Here is a 20,418-nt window from a genome sequence, read left to right as displayed (position 1 = left end):
GTATTCAGACAGTGGACTTACCCGCTGATACAATCCATTTTATTGACCCACTCCAACTGGTTGTCCAAGTCTTCAAAGTGAAACCTATAGCGTTTGGCAGAAGATGATTTCGAGTCGGACTTATGACCCATGATCGCATTGCGCATTGTCTCCGACATCCCAACCCTAACAGATTCCCCTGCCCAACTATGCCGCAAACTGTAGAGCACTTTCTGCGGATCAGCCGTTATTTGAGCGCGGAAATGTTTGCTCCAATCAGCCCCAATAGGGGTCGCGTAGCGGCCCTTTTCCGTCATTGGTTCGAACGATGGGAACAACAATCCTGAATTGCTGACTTGGAGCACTTGCTCCATGTGTTCGGACAATCTTGGAAGTAAGGCATTGTGAATCGGAACGCCGCGTACGGATTCTTCATTTTTTAGCTTCCGATCAGATGCCTCAATCTCATCAGTCTCGTTAGTGATCATAATGCCCATACGGTCCAAATCCACATCATCAAGCCGAAGTTGGCATATCTCTTCGGGCCTTGCCCCCGTCCAAACAAGTAAGTGCAACGCAGTGATCGAATCCGTCATGCGCGACATCTGGGTTCTGTGCGTCTGATATCTGCGGCGGGCCCAAATATCCGTCGCCACATCAATTAACTTACGCACCTCAAGCTTCGTGAACGGCTTGTAGGTCTGGTCACCAAGGGGGCGAGTATCCTTGGGAGCTTTGACTGTCTTGCCAACATTATATGGAACTGCCTCTACCATCGTCGCGAACTGCAAAATCGCAACCAGCCTATCGAGCCGCTGCTTCACTGTCGTTGGGGCCAAGGGCATGTTTCTGACCCTGACCTTTGTGAGATGTGCCACGTATTCTGACAAATGCTGCTTGGATATCTTAACCAGAGGCAGGTCACCGTGCAGCCCTATGAACTCCTCAATAGTCCGATAGTGGCCCTCTTTGGTTGGTTGGCGCGGTTGGTTTTGCTGATGCATCTTTGGAAGAATTGTTCGCAGAGTATCACTTCCTGCTGGTGCGACCTCATCGATTTTACGTCGGAAATTAGCAGCCTTCAGTTCGTTCAACTCCAACTCGACACCTTCGGCTTTAGGTATCGCTTGATTGAGTTGTGCCAGATCAACTTGATTGAATGCTTCATCTCGTGACATTGCAAAGAAGCCATCTTTTTCAGCCTGCCTAAGGTATTCTGGATCGTCAGAAATCGCGATCTTGAGAGTCTCGATAACCTTGCCATCGCGACGGAACTTCAGCGGATGCTTGAAAATAGTTGACCAATCAATCCGCATAGCCAGATCATCGGTCTCGGGAATGTAAGTGGGTTCAACCACATTATATGTCATTGCCTTGTTGTGCTGGTGCGCCAATGCGCCTGCTTCAACCCTACGGCCAGCCTCTGTGGCTGATTCCAACTTGATGTTCCATTCTGTCTTACCGTCGAACATCCAACGAAACGCCTCTGGTATAGCGCGACGATAGTAAAAGTGCTTACCACGCGACTTTATATAGTTTGCTTTGCCGCTTCGTGGCGTAAACTGCGTCATCAATCAGACCCCTTATTGGGACAATTTACCCTCACTATTGGAACAAAACAAGAGAACCCAAGTAGCAGTGCGACATGGCATTTAATATTTCTCTATTAACTATCAATAACTTAAAGATAATTTGATTTCATGGCCTTCCCCCTCGGAGGCGGCATGAAAATATGAAATACATCTGCATGGCAGTGTAACCCATCTTCCTAAAAACACCCGTGCCGCCGATACCCCATCGGCGGCACTTCTTATTTCGGGAACACCTGCGCCATCTGCGCATCAAACCGCGCCCAACTTATGCTTGCTTTGTTCCCAGCATAGCCATGGTAATGTGATTTCCCCGTGTCATTCGGCAAACCCGCCCAAATTTTCGCAAGGTTGTTCATAAACGCACGCCTGCTTAGCGCCCCGTTTTTCACCTCATGATACCCCGCCTCCGCCAGTAGAACATCGGCCAGACGATCCTGCAAAGCAGGCGTAAACCGCTGATCGAGTGACACATTCGCCTCACGGACCACACGGCGTAAAGTAACGGGAATAAACTGATACCGTCCAATGGCATGGGGTTGGCCGGGCGTCGCCTCAATCCATCTATAAATCTCCGCCACAGTCATTTTCGTTGGTAGCTGCGGCGGTTTGATCTTGGCGCCATGTTGCACAGCGTCATAGCCTGCACGACTTGATTCCGCCTGCTGGATGATATCACGAACCAAGGTTACAGCACGCCCGGACAAGGGTGTACTGCGCCCTTCCCGTTCAACCATCGCAAACAGGCTGCCCTTTTCGCGCCCCGCAAACAAGCTGGCCGGAGCCAGCGTTGCCGTCATAACCATAGGGGCATTGGGGACCGTAGAATACAATGCACCGCGTTGCATATCGCTCAGACCACCCCGCGATTTACTCCCGATCTCCAGCAACGATACCGCCCCTGCGTATAAAGTTGTCGCCGTAAAAATCCCGCAAAGCGCCCCGCCCAGCCATGATCCGATCTGCATCTATATCTCCTGCGTTGTGATCCTCGCGAAGATGGCAGTGACAAGTTTATATTTTATGAGGCCCGCCCCTTTTATGCGATAAAACGCAAAAAGGCCCGGTGGGGGGAACACCGGGCCTTCGTCTGTCGCTGCGCGCTGGGTTAGTTCACCGCAGCGGCATCCACGACGTCTTTGCCAATCGCAGGCGCACCTGATGCGATCTGGATCTGGCGCGGCTTCAGCGCGTCTGGCATCTGGCGTTCCAGCTCAATGTGCAGCATGCCGTCCGCATGAGCGGCTCCTGTCACAACCACATGATCAGCCAGTTGAAATCTCCGCTCAAAGGCGCGGGTGGCGATACCGCGATGCAAATAGGTCTTATCCGCGTCGTCGTCGGCCTTGCGCGCCGAAACAATCAACGCCCGTTCGCGAACTTCTACGCTTAGATCAGCATCGGCAAATCCCGCGACCGCAATCGAAATACGATAAGCGTCGTCCTCGAGCTTCTCAATATTATAAGGCGGATAGCTGTTTTGGGCCGGCTCGGTGGTCAACGCGCGATCCATCAGGTTGGCGATCTGGTCAAAACCAACTGTGGAACGGTAAAGGGGTGCAAAATCAAAGTTACGCATGTGTTCATCCTCATCAAAGAGCGATTATCATTGGGGCCTTCCAACATTGGACAGACCCTCGCTTGGTTAAATCGGGACCCTTCATAGGCGTCCTGACCCTACCGATGTGGGGATTGTTTTTAGGGTTTCAAGACCCACCAGAACGGATGAACTTGGCGCCGCCCACACTTCGGGTTCCCGCTTCGATACGCTTGATCCCCGCGGGGGGCGGTGCCCCTTCCGCAATCATTTTAGCTTTAAGAGTCTTAACAAGCTCTGGCAAAGCCACTCCCGTTGTGCGGCGCGTCCCATCAACACTGACAGAGCCCGAAACAACCGATGCGATCCTGATTTTAATGCCATCACGGCGGAAAACAGGCGCACCGGACGAGCCGAATGTCGTGTTACAATCCATCAACATCATGCCACGGTAATTTTGCAAAACCGTGCAGGTGCGCTGTAAAGAGGGCAGGTTATCCCGCCCACGGCCATAGGAAACAACACTGACTTCACCGCTGTTCAACGGTCGCGGCTCAACCAAAAAGGGTGAAATGACATGCGTTGCGATAGGGGTGGACAAACGCAATAATACCGCATCATTGGCCACCTTTGTAACCCAGTTCTCGCCTTTATAATCATATGCTTCGGGCCGTACGATCTGCACCACTTTACGTTCCGCTTCGACACGGCCATTGCGAAATCCGGCCCGAAACGTCAGGTCACTGGCAGGCAAACGCGTACCTTGCTTATCGAACGTACAATGTGCTGCGCTCAGCACGAGGTCCGGCGCAATCAACGTGCCCGTACAATACCCTGCACTGGAATCCAAACGGCCCACGGCCTTCCAAGGAGACGCCTGCTCAACACGGTTCAACCCGATCAGCGCAGTTTCTGCCCAAGCAGGCAGTGCCGCCAGCATCGCGATGATCAATGCGCTACGGAGAAACAAATTTGCCCCCTGTTTCGCTACGCTCACCAACACGTAGACGGCGGTCTTTAGGTTTCTCGCCCAAATAGCGGGCGCGACCCGCAACCAACTCAGCCTTCAATTCAGCCAAAGGTTGCCCCAAAGCAGTACCAAGAGAAACTTTTTCGCCCTCGACTTCTGCTTTGGCCGAAACGACTGAGACGATCTGCACCTCACCGTCATTAACGACAAAAATGGGTGCGCCGCTTGATCCGAAATCAACAGTACATGATGTAACCAAAACCCCATCCTGACGTCCCAGAACCTCGCAAACGTCCTCCAAAGACGGCGCTTCCGAGCGGTCAAGCGCGTAACTCACCACCCCCACTTTATCTCCCTCTCGGGGGCGGGGGGCCGTTCTGAACGGCTTTATTGATGGATTTCGAATGGGTTGATCCAACTCCAACAGCGCAAGATCATTGCGCACGCGGCGCGACGAAACAGCTTCGTCAAAATCAAAGTCAGGGTGCACAACCATACGGACAACATTGCGGTAAGCATCAGCGCGGCCATTGCGCCACCCGGCTAAAAACTGAACACGACCATTTACAATCTGTTGCCTCGTCTTGCTGTCAAACATGCAGTGCGCTGCGGTCAGAACCAGCTTGGGCGCGATAAGAGCACCCGTGCAAAAGCCTTTGCCGTCGATATCCAACCGACCGACAGCTTCCCACGCCTTCGCATCATCACCGTTATCAAGCCGCTTAAGAGTCGCGTCTTCGGCAATCGCCCCCGAGGTAAGCAACAACCCAATAATGGCTAAAGCACCCCATCGCCGCACGAAGAAACCCCCACAAATTTGTTAATCTAGGACATACAGTCAACTTGAGGCAAAATTAGGGCAAAAACCTCATCTTAACCGTGGAATATTATCTTTCTCGACCAAATCACCGCATAGCGCAGGCGGCTTCGGCCCACCCCAAGCCCAATCCAATAACTCTACACTATGGACAATCGGCACCGCAGACGCAGAGCCAATCTGCATCATACAACCGATATTCCCAGCTGCGATCACATCAGGATTTTTCGCCTCTAACGTTTTGATCTTACGCTCTTTCAGCTGCGCAGAAATCTCTGGCTGCATCAGATTATACGTTCCGGCAGACCCACAACACAGGTGCGCATCTGCGGGCTCAACCACGATAAAACCTGCCTTTTTTAACAACGTTTTAGGATGGGTTTTGATCTGTTGCCCATGCTGCAAAGAACACGCAGCGTGGTAGGCAACGACCATCCCTTCAGATGCACTGTTTACGCCCCATTCAGGGTCAGCCTGCCATGCAGCCCCCTGCGCATCAGCAGTCAGCTCCATCACAACTTCGGACACATCCCGTGCAATTCCCGCAACCCGCGCCGCATCGGCCGCCAGCGGATCATTGCGGAACATATGGCCATAATCCTTTACCGTGGTACCGCAGCCAGAGGTGTTGATTACAATCGCGTCCAACCCGCCTTGGTCCATTTCGCGGGCCCAAGCACGGATGTTTTTCGCAGCAGTGGCGTGGCTTTCACTTGTTTTACCCATGTGATGGGTCAGCGCGCCACAACACCCCGCCCCTTCCGCCACCACAACTTCTGCCCCCAGCCGCGTGAGCAAACGGATCGTTGCATCATTGATATCCGTGTTCAGCGCCTTTTGGGCACACCCCGTCATAAGCGCCACCCGCATTTTACGCGGAGTGGCCGCCGCAAAGGTTTGCGGATCGTCGTTACGGCTGACAGGAGGGATATGCTTCGGCGCCATTTCCAACATCGCACGCAAACGCGCATCGGGCATAAACCGCGCAAAAGGCCGTCCGATTTTCGCCCCCAACAGCGCCACACGAAAGCGCATCGGATAAGGCAGAATACGCGCCAAAACCCAGCGCAACGCGCGATCCGTGAAGGGCCGTTTGTATCGTTGCTCAATATAATCGCGGGCGTGGTCCACCAGATGCATGTAATGCACCCCCGACGGGCAGGTTGTCATACAGGCAAGACAGCTCAGGCACCGGTCAATATGCTTGACTGTCTTGGCGTCTGGTTGCCGCTCGTTCTCAAGCATGTCTTTGATCAGATAAATCCGTCCACGCGGGCTATCCAACTCATCGCCCAGCACCTGATAGGTGGGACACGTGGCAGTGCAAAACCCGCAATGCACACAGGCCCGCAGAATTTCATTGGAGCGCGCCGTCGCCGGATCGGCAAGCTGCTCTGGCGTAAAGGTGGTCTGCATCTTGTTTCCCCTATGCGGCCAAAGCGCTGGCACTGGCCAGCCCGAACCAAGGTATTGTTGTCCCTAACGATCCCATCATCGACGTCCAGCGCCGCATCCGCAGACCATGATCCATCCGCCGCAGCGCCTGCGCACCATAAGCCAGCACGCCGATCCATCCCCCCCAGATAAAGGCAAGCCCCGATCCCGTCAGCACTAAATCATGCCCCCACAAATCTGCGAACCCATAGCGCAGCGCCAACCCCGTGGCGGCGCAAATGGCCGTGAACATGGCCAAACGCCGGAAAGCCGCAGGCGAGGTCCCACCCCGCATTAGCCCGCGAAAGGCCAAAGGCCCCCCGACAAAAACAATAATAAACAGCGCGACATAACTCATCCCATCAATCCTCTATTCAACAGATTGCGCGGATCGAACCGTTCCCGCAAACCCGCAGTCAGACGCGCCACACCCGTGGCTTCAGGCTCAAACCGCTGTTGGTCTTTGCCCCGTATCAATGTCGCATGACCGTCATAGCGCCCCAAGGCCTCCCGCAGATCGTGCCCGGCTGGCATTCGCAGCCAGATCAACCCACCTGCCCAATCATATCGCACACCCAAAGCACCCGATTTCGCCGCCAAAGCAGGTCCATCCGATGGCTTGCACGACACCCGCCAGATGTCTTCATCTACCGCTGCAAAGCCCGCCACATCGCGCCAGCCTGCCCAAAGTATACCTGCCTCCTGCACCACATGGTTTTCACCGCCCAACAATTTTTGCAACGCCTCCATTCTGTACCGCACCGAGGGTTCAAACCCCTCAATGCGCAGCAATGTCTGCCTTTTATCTGGGTCATGCGCAGCGCCAGTGATCTCAAACGGGCTGCCCAGCGCCTTGGCAAGCGCCGCAATACCCTGCACCTCTGTCAGCCCCTCAAGGATCAGCGTTGCCGAGGTTTCTGGACAGGGCAAAACCTTAAGCGAAACCTCACTCAGCACACCCAAAGTGCCGTAGGCACCCGACATCAGCTTGACCAGATCATAGCCGGTGACGTTTTTCATCACCCGCCCACCATTTTTCACGATGGCACCCGCCCCGTCGACATATCGCACACCCAGCAGAAAATCACGCGCAGCGCCGACAGATATCCGCCGTGGTCCGCTGATATTTGCCGCCATCACACCGCCAATCGTCGGTTCCCCTTCGGTCCCCAACAGCCTGCGGTGATCCATCGGCTCAAAAGCAAGCCGCTGGTTTTCAGTGGCCAACGCCGCTTCGATCTCAGCCACAGGCGTTCCGGCCTGCGCCACCACCGTCATTGCACCCGGTTCATACAGGGTGATCCCGCTCATCCCTGCCGTGCCCAACGTCACACCTTCACAGGTCACACCACGGGTGCCACCGCCAGATATTGCCAAAGGCGCATCCGCATCACGGATCACTTCGGCCAATTCGGTCTCGGTCTGGGGAAGATACATGTTTTCTCGGCCTTTATCGTCTTCGGATAGGAACTCAGCTATGTTTACTCGGCTGCAATCGCCACTTGGCGACGACTCTCAGAGGCATCCAGCGGGAATACTTTGGCGGGGTTCAGCAACCACTGCGGGTCAAACACGTCTTTCACCGCCATCTGCGCCTCCAGATCCGCCGCCGCATATTGCACATGCATCAGATCGCGCTTTTCAATCCCCACGCCATGCTCTCCGGTCAGGCAACCGCCCACCTCAACACATAGCTTCAGGATATCCGCGCCAAAGGCTTCACATAACTCCAGATCACCGGGTTTATTCGCATCAAACAGGATCAAAGGATGCATATTGCCATCCCCCGCGTGAAACACATTGCCCACACGCAGCCCGTATTCTTTGGACATCTCGCCAATGCGGCGCAGAACATGCGGCAGGCTGGAAACAGGAATTGTCCCGTCCAGACACATATAGTCACCCATCTGCCCCATCGCCCCAAAGGCACTTTTGCGCCCCAGCCAGATCGCCGCACTTTCCTCAGCAGATTTGCTTTGGCGCAGCTCAACAGGGTTATGCCGCTGCGCAATTTCCATGATCAGGGCCAATTGATGGTCAATCTCGTCATCCGATCCTTCGACCTCAACAATCAACAATGCCTCACACATCGGGTAACCCGCATGGGCAAACGCCTCTGTCGCTTCGATGCAGGGACGGTCCATGAATTCAATCGCAACAGGTAAAACACCCGCTTTGATGATGTCCGAAACACAGGCCCCTGCCACTTCGTTATCGTCAAACCCCATCAACACAGGCCGTGCGCCTTCGGGTTTGTGCAAAATCCGCAGGGTGGCTTCGGTCACCACACCCAACTGCCCCTCAGACCCACAAATGACGCCCAACAGGTCCAAACCACCCGCATCCAGATAGGTGCCGCCGATCTCGACAATCTCGCCATCCATCATGACCATCGTCACGCCCATCAGGTTGTTGGTGGTCACGCCGTATTTCAGGCAATGCGCCCCGCCCGAATTCATTGCGATATTGCCCGCAATGGCGCAGGCAAGCTGGCTGGAAGGGTCTGGCGCATAAAAGAACCCGTCTTCCTCAACGGCCCCTGTCACGCTTAGGTTTGTGCGGCCTGTCTGAACGCGAATGAAACGGTTGTCATAATCCGTTTCAATCACACCATTCATACGTGCCACACCCAGAATGACACAATCCGCCGTGGGCAGCGCCCCACCTGCCAACGATGTGCCAGAGCCGCGCGGCACCACGGGCACACCTTCTTCATGACAGATCCGCAACACAGCCGAGACTTCGGCAGTTGTGGCAGGCAAAACGGCAACCATTGGTGCGCAACGATAGGCTGTCAGCGCATCACATTCATATGCACGCGTCTCGCTTTCCTCATGAATGACCGCTTGCGCAGGCAGAACCGCTTGCAGCCGCTCTACCACACGCGCCTTGCGGGCCAATACCGCAGGATTGGGACGTGGCATTTCCATAAGACAAGCTCCGCAACTGTCGCATTAAATTTGGTAATATATTATTACCAATCATGACTTGATACAAGTCACCACAAGGCGACCCAACGATGGCATCGCTCCCCTGATGGGATAGCCACCACAAATTGACATGAAGTGAATTTATGCCAAAGTTACTTTCATCCGCGACAGACACCTTTCCTGACTGGCTTTGCCAAGCCCCGCCACCTAGAGAGGACATATGATTTTATACGACTCCCTTTCGCTCCTCACCGCGGTTGATCTGGCTGCCTTGGTTCTTCTTATTCTGCTGTGGTGCGGGATTGGTTGGCGTGTCGAACATTCTTCATCCAAAAACCCGTCCACCTCCAGCATCATGGCAGGCTATCGCCGCCAGTGGATGACACTGATGACCCAGCGAGAGGTCCGGATTTTTGACTCGCAAACCCTCAGCACATTACGGCAGAGCACATCCTTCTTCGCCTCCACTTGCGTCATTGCAATCGGGGGTACGCTTGCGCTGATCGGCAACGCCGAGCAAGTTGCGGACGTCGCCGCAGACCTCACAGTGACAAGCGATCCCGCAATCATCTGGGAAATGAAATTTCTCGTGATCGTGTTTTTCCTGACAAATGCATTCCTCAAATTCGTCTGGTCAAACCGCCTGTTTGGCTATTGCTCGGTTGTCATGGGGGCCACTCCAAATGACATCGAAGACCCTAAAATGCAGTCCTACGCCCATAAAGCAGCCGAATTAAACATCGCAGCCGCCCGCAGCTTCAACCGTGGCCTGCGTGCCATGTATTATGCGCTGGCGACTGTGGCTTGGCTGATCGGCCCAGAATTTCTGCTGGGTGCAACCATTATTACATCGCTTGTGATCTGGCGGCGAGAATTCGCCTCACAGTCTCGTAGGGTCCTCTTGGAAATAGATAGCTGAAAGGCTATATCTTGCTCAAAGATTGGACAAAGTAATGATTAAGAAAACACTTGTGATTCTCGCCCTTTCGGCAGCCCCTGCTTTTGCGGACCCCGCAACAGTTCACTATGTGAAAGTGTCCAAATCATCCGGCGCTTATACCTTTGATGTCACCGTCAAACACGCTGACACGGGCTGGGAAGACTATGCGGATATTTTCCGCATCAAAGACCCTTCGGGCAACATTCTGGGCGAACGTGACCTTGCGCATCCCCATGTGGATGAACAACCCTTCACACGGTCACTCTCTGGCGTGAAAATCCCTGACGGGATTGATAGCGTTACTGTAGAAGTCCACGATAACGTCACCGGATGGGCACCCACGGGAAAAACCGTCAAGCTGCCTTAAACGCGGTGATACGGCCCCCCTGACAGGATCGAGGCCGCGCGGTATAACTGCTCGGCCAGCATCACACGCACCATCATATGCGGCCAGACCATTTTGCCAAACGACAACAAGTGGTCGGCCTCATTACGCAGCGCCGGATCAATGCCATCCGCCCCCCCGATGATAAACGCCAGATCACTGCGCCCCGCGTCACGCCAACCCGCAATGCGTTGCGCAAATTTGGGTGATGTCTCGACCGTACCACGCTCATCGAGCGCACAGATAACGGCACCCGCAGGCAAAGCACGGCGCAGCAGCACCGCCTCTCCCGCCATACCACCGCCTTTGCGATCATCGACCTCCAAAACAGAAACCGGCCCAAGGGAGAGCCCCCGGCCGGTTCTATCAAATCGCGTCAAATAATCGTCAATCAGCGTCTTTTCAGGGCCGGCACGCAGCCGACCAACGGTACAGATATGTACCTTCATCGCGCTTTAGGAAGCGGCTTCGGGCTGCGGCAGCCACATTTTTTCAATCTGGTAGAATTCGCGCACTTCGGGACGGAAGACGTGAACGATAACATCGCCCGTATCAACCAAAACCCAGTCGCCTGAATCCTTGCCTTCAATACGCGCCGCATGGCCGTAGGCATCTTTGACGTCCTGCGCGACCCTTGCGGACAGCGCGCTGACCTGACGTGTGGAACGGCCAGAGCAGATGATCATGTAATCGCCAATTTCGGATTTGCCGCGCAGATCGATCTGCACAACATCTTCGGCCTTGCCGTCATTCAATGACTCAAGAACAGTTTCGAGCAGCAGGTCGCTGGTGGCTTGCTTTTGGCCGGCCATTACGACCGCACCATTATGCGCAGGGGAAGCTGCGGAAGTATGCGTAGACAGGACATTGTCCTCCTTCTGGCGCGCCGACGGGCCCCCGGCGCTGGGGATATCTTTAAATTAGCGCCCCAAGTGTCACATTTCAATGACAGGCACAATCGCCAGTGTCAGCAGCGGCTGATTGTGGCTCTTTTGTCCGCATTTACGGCCCAGACTGCCGCCCAAAGGCACCAGTTGATGCCAAAAATCACGCCACCCAGACGGGAATCACCCCTATTCTTCGTCCAGCATCCGCACTTCGCGCTGCGGAAACGGTATCGAAATACCATTTTCCTTAAACGTGTCCCAAAGCGCCAAAAACACATTCCCGCGAATATTCGTCAAACCGCCTGTGGGGTCTCTGATCCAGAACCGCAGGATATAATCAACCGAGCTGTCACCGAATCCGACGATGTGGCACACAGGTGCCTTATGGTTCAGCACCCGCTCAACCGAAGCCGCCGCCGCAATGGCCAGCCTGCGCACCTCATGCGGGTCATCCCCATAAGCAGTGCCAAAATGAATATCCAACCGCACAAAATCATTCGAATGCGACCAATTCACCACCTGTCCGGTGATCAAATCCTCGTTCGGGATCAGATATTCCTTGCCGTCCCGCGTCACCACCGACGCATAGCGCGCGCCCAGCGTTTGTATCCAGCCAAACGTCTCGCCCAGCGATATCACATCCCCCGGTTTGATCGATTTATCCAGCAGAATGATCACACCCGAAACAAGGTTCGACACAACCTTTTGCAGGCCAAAACCAAGACCCACACCAATCGCCCCCGACAGTACCGCAAGCCCCGTCAGATCAATACCAACGGCTTTGACGCCCATGTAAAACGCGATGCCATAGGCCGCCAGCTGTACCCCCTTCACCGCAAGCACCTGCATAGAGGGGCTGATGTCTTCGTTCCTGCGGATCGTGCTGGCCGTGGCCGTTGACGTAATCCGCGCCAAAGTAATCAGCAGACCAATCACCACAACCGCAGTGATCAACGTCAAAATCGACAGGCGGAAATCGCCCAACTCAATCGCGACGCCATCCAGAAACGCAGCAACCTGATCCGATAAATTCAACATGTATAGCGTGGCGTACACCCACAAAGACCACGTCACAATTCGCCGGATCGGGCGGTTGCGCACCAGCCGCGCAGCAAAGGCAATACACAACCAGACAAAACCCAGCTTACCTGCAAGCCCGATCAAATATGAGCGCGACGGCCAAGTCAGGTTTTGCATCAGCAGAAATACAATTCCGATGATCAGACAAAACCACATCAGCCCCAAACGACGTTTGATTTGAACAATGGCCCGCAACTGCCATTTTTGCCACCCTTCCCGCGCACGCACCCGTTCATGCAGGATATCGCCGCTTTTGCGATGCAATCCCCAAGACACAAGAGCCACAGCAAGGATGATAAAAACCTGATTCTGCCGCCACCCCGGCTCGGCCACACCCGCAGCAAAGCCCACAGCATTCGCCCATAGAGCCTGCAGGGTAACTAAAAACTCGGCAAACGGATCGACAACGTCTTGCATGATTACTCCATATTTCAGGAATCGTCGCACAAGGCAGCACTTCCCACAAGCCATGCAATATGCCCGCCTTTGATATAGCGATCAGCGGGAATTTTTTCACCTTTGGTGCTTTTTGTTAATTCGGGCACTCAGACTACTGGCCCATATTGCGGCCCCCACAATGCCAGTCCTTGCAGCACGGCTCTTTGCCCTGTATCTAGCGAAGCTATGAACAATGTCTTCAACCAGACAGACCGCGCACGCCTGCGCGAACGCTTTTTCGGTGCCACACATAGCGTGCTGGCGCAGCTATAAATCTGTCTTGCGCGCCCTCGGGCCGCTGATTTCCGAATTTCGCAAACAATTACCCACATCAATACCCCAAGGGAGAGGTCCCCCATGTCCCCCAAAACGCTCTATGATAAAATCTGGGATGCACACGTCACCCACGAAGCAGATGACGGCACATGCCTTTTGTACATCGACCGCCATCTGGTGCACGAAGTCACCAGCCCGCAGGCCTTTGAAGGTCTGCGCATGGCGGGCCGCTCTGTGCGTGCGCCGGATAAAACCATCGCTGTGCCGGATCACAACGTGCCCACCACGCTGGACCGTGCCGATGCAACCACCATGACCGAAGACAGCCGTATTCAGGTTGAAGCACTGGATAAGAACGCCAAAGAATTCGGCGTACACTATTACCCTGTCTCTGATGTGCGCCAAGGTATCGTGCATATCGTTGGCCCCGAACAAGGCTGGACCCTTCCGGGCATGACCGTTGTTTGCGGCGATAGCCACACCGCGACTCACGGCGCGTTCGGCTCGCTTGCGCATGGGATCGGCACCTCCGAGGTGGAGCACGTTCTGGCAACACAAACGCTGATCCAGAAGAAATCCAAAAACATGAAGGTCGAAATCACCGGCAAATTGCGCCCCGGTGTTACGGCCAAGGACATCACCCTGTCTGTCATCGGCGTCACAGGCACCGCTGGCGGCACGGGCTATGTCATCGAATATTGCGGCGAAGCGATCCGCGATCTGTCCATGGAGGGGCGTATGACCGTCTGCAACATGGCGATTGAAGGCGGCGCGCGGGCTGGCATCATCGCACCTGATGAAACAACATTCGAATACTGCATGGGCCGCCCCCACGCGCCAAAAGGCGCACAATGGGAAGCTGCCCTTGAATGGTGGAAAACGCTCTATTCTGACGATGATGCCGCATGGGACAAAGTCATCACGCTGAAAGGCGAAGACATTGCCCCCGTCGTGACATGGGGCACCTCCCCCGAGGACGTTCTGCCAATCACCGCCAAAGTCCCTGCCGCCACAGACTTCAAAGGCGGTAAAATCGAAGCCGCCCAGCGCTCGCTTGATTACATGGGTCTGACCGCAGGCATGGCGTTGACAGATGTTGAAATCGACACTGTCTTCATTGGTTCTTGCACCAATGGCCGTATCGAGGATCTACGTGCAGCCGCCGCAATTCTGAAGGGCAAGAAAATCAAGGACGGCATGCGCGCCATGATCGTTCCGGGCTCCGGCCTTGTCCGTGCCCAAGCCGAAGAAGAAGGCCTTGCCGATATCTTCAAGGACGCGGGTTTTGAATGGCGTCTTGCGGGCTGCTCTATGTGCCTTGCCATGAACCCGGATCAACTGGCCCCCGGTGAACGCTGTGCCGCGACCTCCAACCGCAACTTCGAGGGCCGTCAGGGCCGCGGTGGTCGCACCCATCTGATGTCGCCTGCCATGGCCGCCGCTGCGGCAATCACGGGCAAGCTGACAGATGTCCGCGATTTGATGTGATGCCCCCCGCCCGTCCGCCGCGCATAGTCGGTGTACGGGCGGTGCACAGTCGGTGTACGCTATGTGACACAGGTCCGTTGCGTTCCACCGAGATGAAACACACCACATCTTGTGGTCCGATTTTAGGAGTTTGTTAATGAACAAGTTCACCACCCTCAGCGGCATCGCCGCCCCAATGCCTTTGATTAACATCGACACCGATATGATCATCCCCAAGCAGTTCCTCAAAACCATCAAACGGTCAGGCCTCGGCGTGAACCTGTTTGATGAAATGCGTTACGATGACGACCGCAACGAAATCCCTGATTTCGTGCTAAACAAGCCCCAGTACCGCGATGCGCAAATCATTGTAGCGGGTGACAATTTCGGCTGTGGCTCCTCACGTGAACACGCCCCATGGGCAATCGCCGATTTCGGCATCACCTGCATCATTGCCCCCTCTTATGCGGATATCTTTTACAGCAACTGCTTTAAAAACGGCATTCTGCCGATTGTCCTGCCACAAGAGCAAGTTGATGCGCTGATGAAAGACGCCGAAAAAGGCGCAAATGCGCGGATCGAGATTGATCTGGAAAACCAGAGCATCACCTCCTCTGACGGCGATGTATTCACGTTTGAAGTCGATTCATTCAAAAAACACTGTTTAATGAATGGCTTGGACGACATCGGTCTGACCATGGAAAAAGCGGCTTCAATCGATACCTTTGAAGAGTCGGCCTCCCAGAGTCGGCCCTGGGTTTAGCCTTTTATTAATCTATCTCAAAAATTGAGCATTTTTCTTGTGGGCGCGACCCGCCCCGCCCACAAGATATTGCGTCTGCCTTATTCACGCCCTCGAATTGATGCAAGAACGCACCACCCTCTCCCTCAAAATGCCGTACCGACAGGGTTATCTACCCTAACAGACTTGAGGAATAAGGCAAAAGAGGGCACAATTATGACAATAATGAGGCAGGCCTTCCAAACCCGAAGGCATCAAGTTGGAACTAGCACGCAGAAACTGCGGCAGGCCAGTTTGAAGGGATAGAGTTTTGATAGTACGGATGACCAGTGCCTTCGCGCGCGGCCTTTTGGTTGCGACAATGATTATGACGCCAGCGCTCCTGCTGCCGAACCTCGGCAATGAGTCCACACCCTTCGTTTTGCTTGTTGCGTTGCTCGCGGGGGTATTGACCTTTGTCGAATATAACTCTGTCTTCCCCAGTATTGTGGAATTCCGCGATGCCGCGCCCTTTAACCGACTGCGCTTTGTAGCGCTTTTCACAATTATCTTTTCATTAAGCCTCATCTTAAGCGGAATGTCTCATCCAACACTTATGAGCACTGCCGTGACGTCGGTAGGTACGATTGCTGGCAATGCAATCGATTTCCCCTACTCACCTGTGCGTCTCGTGGTTCTCATGCTCCCCTCGGACGCAACATCAGCAACCATCAATTTTGTACGTACCGCGGCAGGAACTTCTTATATTGTCTCGCTTTTTGCGATGACTGCATTTCTTGTGATGGTCCGCGTCTTAAACTGGCCAGCCCGCTCAGGTGCTTTCAACGTATGGGTTAACCTCCCCGTTTTTGACCCCACCGCTGGGGGCGATGTGGTAGAGCGGCTGCACCGTGATGCGCGGATCAACATCGTAATTGGCTTCCTTTTGCCATTCCTTGTCCCCGCTGTGGTCAAACTGGCTTCCGATCTGCTAGAACCTATCACATTGCAACACCCGCAAACCCTCATCTGGACAATTGCAGCATGGGCCTTTCTTCCAGCAAGTATCATCATGCGTGGCATCGCCATGGGCAAAATCGCGGACATGATCGAAGAAAAGCGCAAGCGGGCCTATGCGGAAGCGGAACTAGAGCACGACAACGGCTTTCAACTCGCCTAATTCATTCAATCTTCGCGGCCTCACTATGCATGGTTTGGCCCACTGCTGCCCTGCACGCCGAAAGCCTACGCATCGCGACCTTCAACACTGAACTATCGCGCAAAGGCCCCGGGCTACTATTGCGCGGCATCTTGCGTGGAAATGATCCGCAGATCGAAGCATTCAAACAGCTGATGATCGAGGCAAAGCCCGATGTCATCGCCTTGCAGGGGGTAGATTATGACCTGCGCCACGCCACACTTGAGGCGCTGATACAGGATTTAGCAGCCAATGGGCTGGTCTATCCCCACAGCTTCGCAAATCCCCCCAATGCCGGACAAACCAGCGGCATGGATATGAACGCTAATGGCAGACTGGGTGAAGCTGATGACGCCCATGGCTTTGGTCACTTTAACGGCATGGGCGGAATGGCTGTTCTGTCCCGCTTCCCCATCCAGCATGAAGCGGTTGAAGACTACACTCAGATGCTATGGCGTGATCTCAAAGAGCACTTATACCCCACCCAAAACGGCATAGTTTTTGGCGGCCCTGCTGTCTTTGATACGCACCGACTTTCATCAAAAGGACATTGGGTTGTTCCCATCCAGACGCCCGCCTTTGGCACCCTGCGGTTGATGACCTTCCATGCAACACCTCCCGTTTTCGACGGCCCAGAAGACCGCAATGGCAGGCGCAACCATGATGAAGTCGCATTCTGGTTAGATTATCTGAAGCGGGATCAATCGCTTCTCCCCTTTATCCTAGCTGGTACAGCAAACACCGATCCGATGCGTGGTGATGGCCGGCCTGAGGCGATCACTGCATTGCTGTCCCATCCGAAAATCCAGAACCCTTTTGACGATTCACCCACAGCCGATTTTACCGAGCCGACCCCCGGCGATCTACGAGTGGACTATCTGCTGCCTTCAACAGAGTGGCAAGTTCTAGACCATGGGCTGATTAGCACGCCACTTGCCAGCCGACATAGCCTGCTGTGGATAGACATCGCGCCACGATGACCACGGCCTATCCTTGACGCCCTGCCCCCTGCAAGGTACGCCAATTGCAACCAATTTCAGGAGCATTACGCATGGCAAACCCCACCCTTTTGATCCTCGCCGGTGACGGCATCGGCCCCGAGGTTATGGGCCAAGTGACCCGCATTATCGACTGGTTCGGCGTCAAGCGCGATCTGACTTTTGATGTAGAGCATGATCTGGTGGGCGGTTGCGCCTATGATAAACACGGCACGCCCCTGCATGACGACACAATGGCGCGCGCTCTGGAAGTAGACGCCGTTTTGCTGGGTGCCGTGGGTGGCCCAAAATACGACAATCTGGACTTCTCAGTCAAACCCGAACGCGGCTTGCTGCGTCTGCGCAAAGAGATGGACCTGTTTTCCAACCTGCGCCCCGCCCAGTGTTTTGACGCGCTGGCCGATTTTTCATCACTGAAAAAGCACCTGATCGCAGGTCTCGATATCATGATCGTGCGCGAGCTAACTTCGGGCGTTTATTTCGGCGAACCACGTGGCATCTTTGAAGAAGGTAATGAACGTGTGGGCATCAACACCCAGCGCTACACCGAATCCGAGATTGATCGCGTTGCGCGCTCAGCGTTTGAATTGGCCCGCCGCCGTGGCAACAAAGTTTGCTCAATGGAAAAAGCCAACGTCATGGAGAGCGGCATTCTATGGCGCGAAGTCGTCCAGAAGGTTCATGACGAAGATTATCCGGATGTTGAACTGTCGCATATGTACGCTGACAACGGCGCGATGCAACTAGTTCGTGCACCCAAGCAATTTGACGTCATTGTAACCGACAACCTGTTTGGCGATATCCTGTCTGATTGTGCGGCAATGCTGACAGGCTCGCTGGGCATGTTGCCGTCAGCTTCCCTTGGCGCCCCAAACGCGGATGGCCGCCCAAAAGCCTTGTATGAACCCGTACACGGATCAGCCCCTGACATCGCGGGACAAGGTAAGGCAAACCCGATTGCCTGTATTCTCAGCTTTGCTATGGCGCTGCGCTATTCCTTTGACCAAGGTGAAGAAGCCGCACGTCTGGAGGCGGCTATTGAAAAAGTACTGGCCGACGGCGCACGCACAGCCGACCTGATGGGCGAAGAAGGCGGCACACCGATCTCCACCTCAGAAATGGGTGACGCAATTCTCGCGGCTCTCGAAGCGAGTCTCTAACTGACTGAAAAGCACTAGCGTGCGTCCGTATGACATGTGATGCGCGCTACTTTCGACCTTTCTGGGATGAAATTTTTCAGCTTACTATCAGGCAAACCTCTGCGCTGAACCTTCCCCAAATATTTAAATTCAAACCTATTTCACGCAATTGATTTGGTCCAATTCCCCTGAGTGACTACTACGATTCCTGTGGTTAGCCTAACCGTGCCGCCTAATCACTTGAACATGATCAGATACGCATGTGGTCGGTTCGCCGAATTTGGTCCTGTGTTGCCCCCAAGCATTACCTCCCGACCGAGATTGAAAAAATCTAGAAGTAACTTCGCACCAAACTTCCTGCAATCAGTGCCCAACCGTCTGCAACAGCAAAAAATGCCAACTTGAACGGAAGTGAAACAACTGCTGGAGGAACCATCATCATCCCCATGGACATCAAAATTGCAGCCACCACCAAGTCAATAATCAAAAACGGCAAATAAATCAAAAATCCGATTTGAAATGCTCTGGATATCTCTGACAGCATGAAGCTTGGCACGAGAACGGATAGAGGAGCAGAAGCTACTGGCTTTGCATCGATGGTATCTGGCCGTAATTCTGCCATCGCGAAGAAAGTTTCAGGATTCAATCGCGCGGCCATAAAACTACGAAATGGCGCAAGGGTGAGTGAAAAGGCTTGTTCGATGTCAATCTCTTCACGAGTCAGAGGACCAATCCCGTTCTCCCAAGCAGCCATAAAAACCGGTTCCATTATAAAGTATGTTAGAAACAGAGCGAGGCTAACGATCAGCATATTAGGTGGAGATTGCTGCAAGCCGATTGCCTGCCTCAGAATCGACAGAACAGTTACAAGAAAGGGAAAACAGGTCACCATGATGGCTAAACCAGGCGCAAGACTAAGGACCGTAAAAAGCACGAACAACTGGATAGTACGTGTAGAAATCGATCCCGTATCCCCCAAAGAGATCGACAAATCCTGCGCCGTAGCCAACTGTGGTAAAAAAACAGAAACGAAAATTACCAGCCAAAGCAATGGTTTTCGCTGCATCAAATACCCTGCTTCATATCAATAACCTCAGTCAGTCGAACCATCAATTGGCCACTTGTACTCCCTTCGCCCTCTTCCAGAGTGCCACGCGCAATCAATTTTTCACCGACGTACAACTCAACAGGGTCGTCTACACGCCTATTCAAGGTAAGCACCGCATTTTCCCCTAACATCACCAAGTCGCGAACCAGAGGACGGGCCTTACCGACACAGACCGTGATTTCTATGGGCACTGAGGTGAAAGGGTTCGAGGTGTCAGTGGCTAAACTGGTTTGATCAGGCATCAAGGTGCTCCTGTTGGGTGTGAAATGTAAATGCTTCCATTGCGGTTCTGATTTCCTCACAAACAGCGTCCAGATTAACCTCCCGCTCTAGGATATCTAACGAGACAAATAATTGATTAGGGGACAATGTGGGGTCAGAGATCACGGACACTGGTGGGTTCAATTCTATGCCCTCAAGCAGATCTTCTGTAAGCGGTGCGCCCACCCCACCTTCCTTGTGAGCCCCTGATCTGAGATTCAGCCCTGACAGATGGATTATAAGGGAGTTTCTCCATGGAGCGCT

General features: G+C 54.1%; 21 protein-coding genes and 1 pseudogene. 7 read left to right on the top strand and 15 right to left on the bottom strand.

What is annotated here, in order from left to right; all coding sequences use genetic code 11:
* Positions 1-17: 17 nt before the first annotated feature.
* The 9 genes from GGR95_RS00105 to GGR95_RS00065 all read right to left on the bottom strand — a co-directional run bounded on the left by GGR95_RS00105 (position 18) and on the right by GGR95_RS00065 (position 9,256).
* Entirely contained in the window at positions 18-1,550 is a 1,533-nt protein-coding gene (locus tag GGR95_RS00105) for a tyrosine-type recombinase/integrase (protein ID WP_184561555.1), read from the bottom strand.
* Positions 1,551-1,789: 239 nt separating this feature from the next.
* Positions 1,790-2,536, bottom strand: coding sequence for a lysozyme family protein (locus GGR95_RS00100; protein WP_246423243.1), 747 nt, complete (start codon positions 2,534-2,536; stop codon positions 1,790-1,792).
* 140 nt (positions 2,537-2,676) lie between these two features.
* Positions 2,677-3,147 carry an Hsp20 family protein gene (locus GGR95_RS00095; protein WP_184561554.1) on the bottom strand — a complete coding sequence of 157 codons (471 nt, stop codon included), beginning with the start codon at positions 3,145-3,147 and terminating at the stop codon, positions 2,677-2,679.
* A 127-nt stretch (positions 3,148-3,274) separates the two neighbouring features.
* Positions 3,275-4,075, bottom strand: coding sequence for a trypsin-like serine peptidase (locus tag GGR95_RS00090; protein WP_184561552.1), 801 nt, complete (start codon positions 4,073-4,075; stop codon positions 3,275-3,277).
* Positions 4,062-4,874, bottom strand: a complete 813-nt coding sequence (locus GGR95_RS00085) for a trypsin-like serine peptidase (RefSeq protein WP_343042013.1) — start codon at positions 4,872-4,874, stop codon at positions 4,062-4,064. The genes GGR95_RS00090 and GGR95_RS00085 overlap by 14 nt, the downstream gene beginning before the upstream one ends.
* Positions 4,875-4,943: 69 nt before the next feature.
* Positions 4,944-6,308 (bottom strand): glycolate oxidase subunit GlcF, encoded by a 1,365-nt coding sequence (gene glcF / locus GGR95_RS00080; RefSeq protein ID WP_184561550.1) that lies wholly within the window; start codon positions 6,306-6,308, stop codon positions 4,944-4,946.
* Between the two features lie 10 nt (positions 6,309-6,318).
* Positions 6,319-6,684 (bottom strand): hypothetical protein, encoded by a 366-nt coding sequence (locus tag GGR95_RS00075; protein ID WP_184561548.1) that lies wholly within the window; start codon positions 6,682-6,684, stop codon positions 6,319-6,321.
* A complete protein-coding gene (locus GGR95_RS00070) occupies positions 6,681-7,763 on the bottom strand; it encodes an FAD-binding protein (RefSeq protein WP_184561545.1) in 1,083 nt (360 codons plus the stop codon). The genes GGR95_RS00075 and GGR95_RS00070 overlap by 4 nt, the downstream gene beginning before the upstream one ends.
* A 44-nt stretch (positions 7,764-7,807) precedes the next feature.
* Positions 7,808-9,256: an FAD-linked oxidase C-terminal domain-containing protein gene (locus tag GGR95_RS00065; protein WP_184561542.1), complete on the bottom strand. Its 1,449-nt coding sequence runs from the start codon at positions 9,254-9,256 to the stop codon at positions 7,808-7,810.
* A 220-nt stretch (positions 9,257-9,476) separates the two neighbouring features.
* Between GGR95_RS00065 and GGR95_RS00060 the strand changes: the two genes are divergently transcribed.
* Both GGR95_RS00060 and GGR95_RS00055 read left to right on the top strand, forming a co-directional pair.
* Positions 9,477-10,175 carry a DUF599 domain-containing protein gene (locus tag GGR95_RS00060; protein WP_184561540.1) on the top strand — a complete coding sequence of 233 codons (699 nt, stop codon included), beginning with the start codon at positions 9,477-9,479 and terminating at the stop codon, positions 10,173-10,175.
* A 34-nt stretch (positions 10,176-10,209) separates the two neighbouring features.
* On the top strand, positions 10,210-10,563 hold the full coding sequence (locus GGR95_RS00055; protein ID WP_184561538.1) for a hypothetical protein: 354 nt from the start codon (positions 10,210-10,212) through the stop codon (positions 10,561-10,563).
* On the opposite strand, the gene rlmH is transcribed toward GGR95_RS00055, so the two are convergent.
* The 3 genes from rlmH to GGR95_RS00040 all read right to left on the bottom strand — a co-directional run bounded on the left by rlmH (position 10,560) and on the right by GGR95_RS00040 (position 12,965).
* On the bottom strand, positions 10,560-11,030 hold the full coding sequence (gene rlmH, locus GGR95_RS00050; protein ID WP_184561536.1) for a 23S rRNA (pseudouridine(1915)-N(3))-methyltransferase RlmH: 471 nt from the start codon (positions 11,028-11,030) through the stop codon (positions 10,560-10,562). The two genes, GGR95_RS00055 and rlmH, sit on opposite strands and share 4 nt — an antisense overlap.
* Positions 11,031-11,036: 6 nt before the next feature.
* Positions 11,037-11,393 carry a ribosome silencing factor gene (rsfS, locus tag GGR95_RS00045; protein ID WP_184561534.1) on the bottom strand — a complete coding sequence of 119 codons (357 nt, stop codon included), beginning with the start codon at positions 11,391-11,393 and terminating at the stop codon, positions 11,037-11,039.
* Between the two features lie 261 nt (positions 11,394-11,654).
* Positions 11,655-12,965, bottom strand: coding sequence for a mechanosensitive ion channel family protein (locus GGR95_RS00040; RefSeq protein WP_184561532.1), 1,311 nt, complete (start codon positions 12,963-12,965; stop codon positions 11,655-11,657).
* Between the two features lie 378 nt (positions 12,966-13,343).
* On the opposite strand from GGR95_RS00040, the gene leuC reads away from it, so the two are divergent.
* The 5 genes from leuC (at position 13,344) to leuB (ending at position 18,806) form a co-directional block, all read left to right on the top strand.
* Positions 13,344-14,750, top strand: coding sequence for a 3-isopropylmalate dehydratase large subunit (leuC, locus tag GGR95_RS00035; protein WP_184561530.1), 1,407 nt, complete (start codon positions 13,344-13,346; stop codon positions 14,748-14,750).
* Positions 14,751-14,886: 136 nt separating this feature from the next.
* Positions 14,887-15,492 (top strand): 3-isopropylmalate dehydratase small subunit, encoded by a 606-nt coding sequence (gene leuD / locus GGR95_RS00030; RefSeq protein ID WP_184561529.1) that lies wholly within the window; start codon positions 14,887-14,889, stop codon positions 15,490-15,492.
* A 346-nt stretch (positions 15,493-15,838) separates the two neighbouring features.
* The gene (locus GGR95_RS00025; RefSeq protein ID WP_246423242.1) at positions 15,839-16,630 is read left to right on the top strand and encodes a hypothetical protein; all 792 of its coding nucleotides are present in this window, start codon (positions 15,839-15,841) and stop codon (positions 16,628-16,630) included.
* A gap of 29 nt (positions 16,631-16,659) precedes the next feature.
* Positions 16,660-17,628, top strand: coding sequence for an endonuclease/exonuclease/phosphatase family protein (locus GGR95_RS00020; RefSeq protein WP_184561525.1), 969 nt, complete (start codon positions 16,660-16,662; stop codon positions 17,626-17,628).
* Positions 17,629-17,699: 71 nt separating this feature from the next.
* On the top strand, positions 17,700-18,806 hold the full coding sequence (gene leuB, locus GGR95_RS00015; protein ID WP_184561523.1) for a 3-isopropylmalate dehydrogenase: 1,107 nt from the start codon (positions 17,700-17,702) through the stop codon (positions 18,804-18,806).
* A gap of 310 nt (positions 18,807-19,116) precedes the next feature.
* Here leuB and fliP read toward each other — a convergent pair whose 3' ends face one another.
* The 3 genes and pseudogenes from fliP to GGR95_RS18810 all read right to left on the bottom strand — a co-directional run.
* The gene (gene fliP / locus GGR95_RS00010; protein ID WP_184561521.1) at positions 19,117-19,851 is read right to left on the bottom strand and encodes a flagellar type III secretion system pore protein FliP; all 735 of its coding nucleotides are present in this window, start codon (positions 19,849-19,851) and stop codon (positions 19,117-19,119) included.
* Complete coding sequence (locus tag GGR95_RS00005) at positions 19,851-20,135, bottom strand: FliM/FliN family flagellar motor switch protein (protein WP_184561519.1); 285 nt, start codon at positions 20,133-20,135, stop codon at positions 19,851-19,853. Before GGR95_RS00005 ends, fliP begins: the two co-directional genes overlap by 1 nt.
* Positions 20,128-20,418: pseudogene (locus GGR95_RS18810) on the bottom strand (hypothetical protein); the annotation flags it as partial. The pseudogene GGR95_RS18810 and the gene GGR95_RS00005, both read right to left, overlap by 8 nt.

This window comes from Sulfitobacter undariae, from assembly GCF_014196805.1.
Classification (GTDB): domain Bacteria; phylum Pseudomonadota; class Alphaproteobacteria; order Rhodobacterales; family Rhodobacteraceae; genus Sulfitobacter; species Sulfitobacter undariae.
This window is presented reverse-complemented; position numbering and strand designations above follow the sequence as displayed.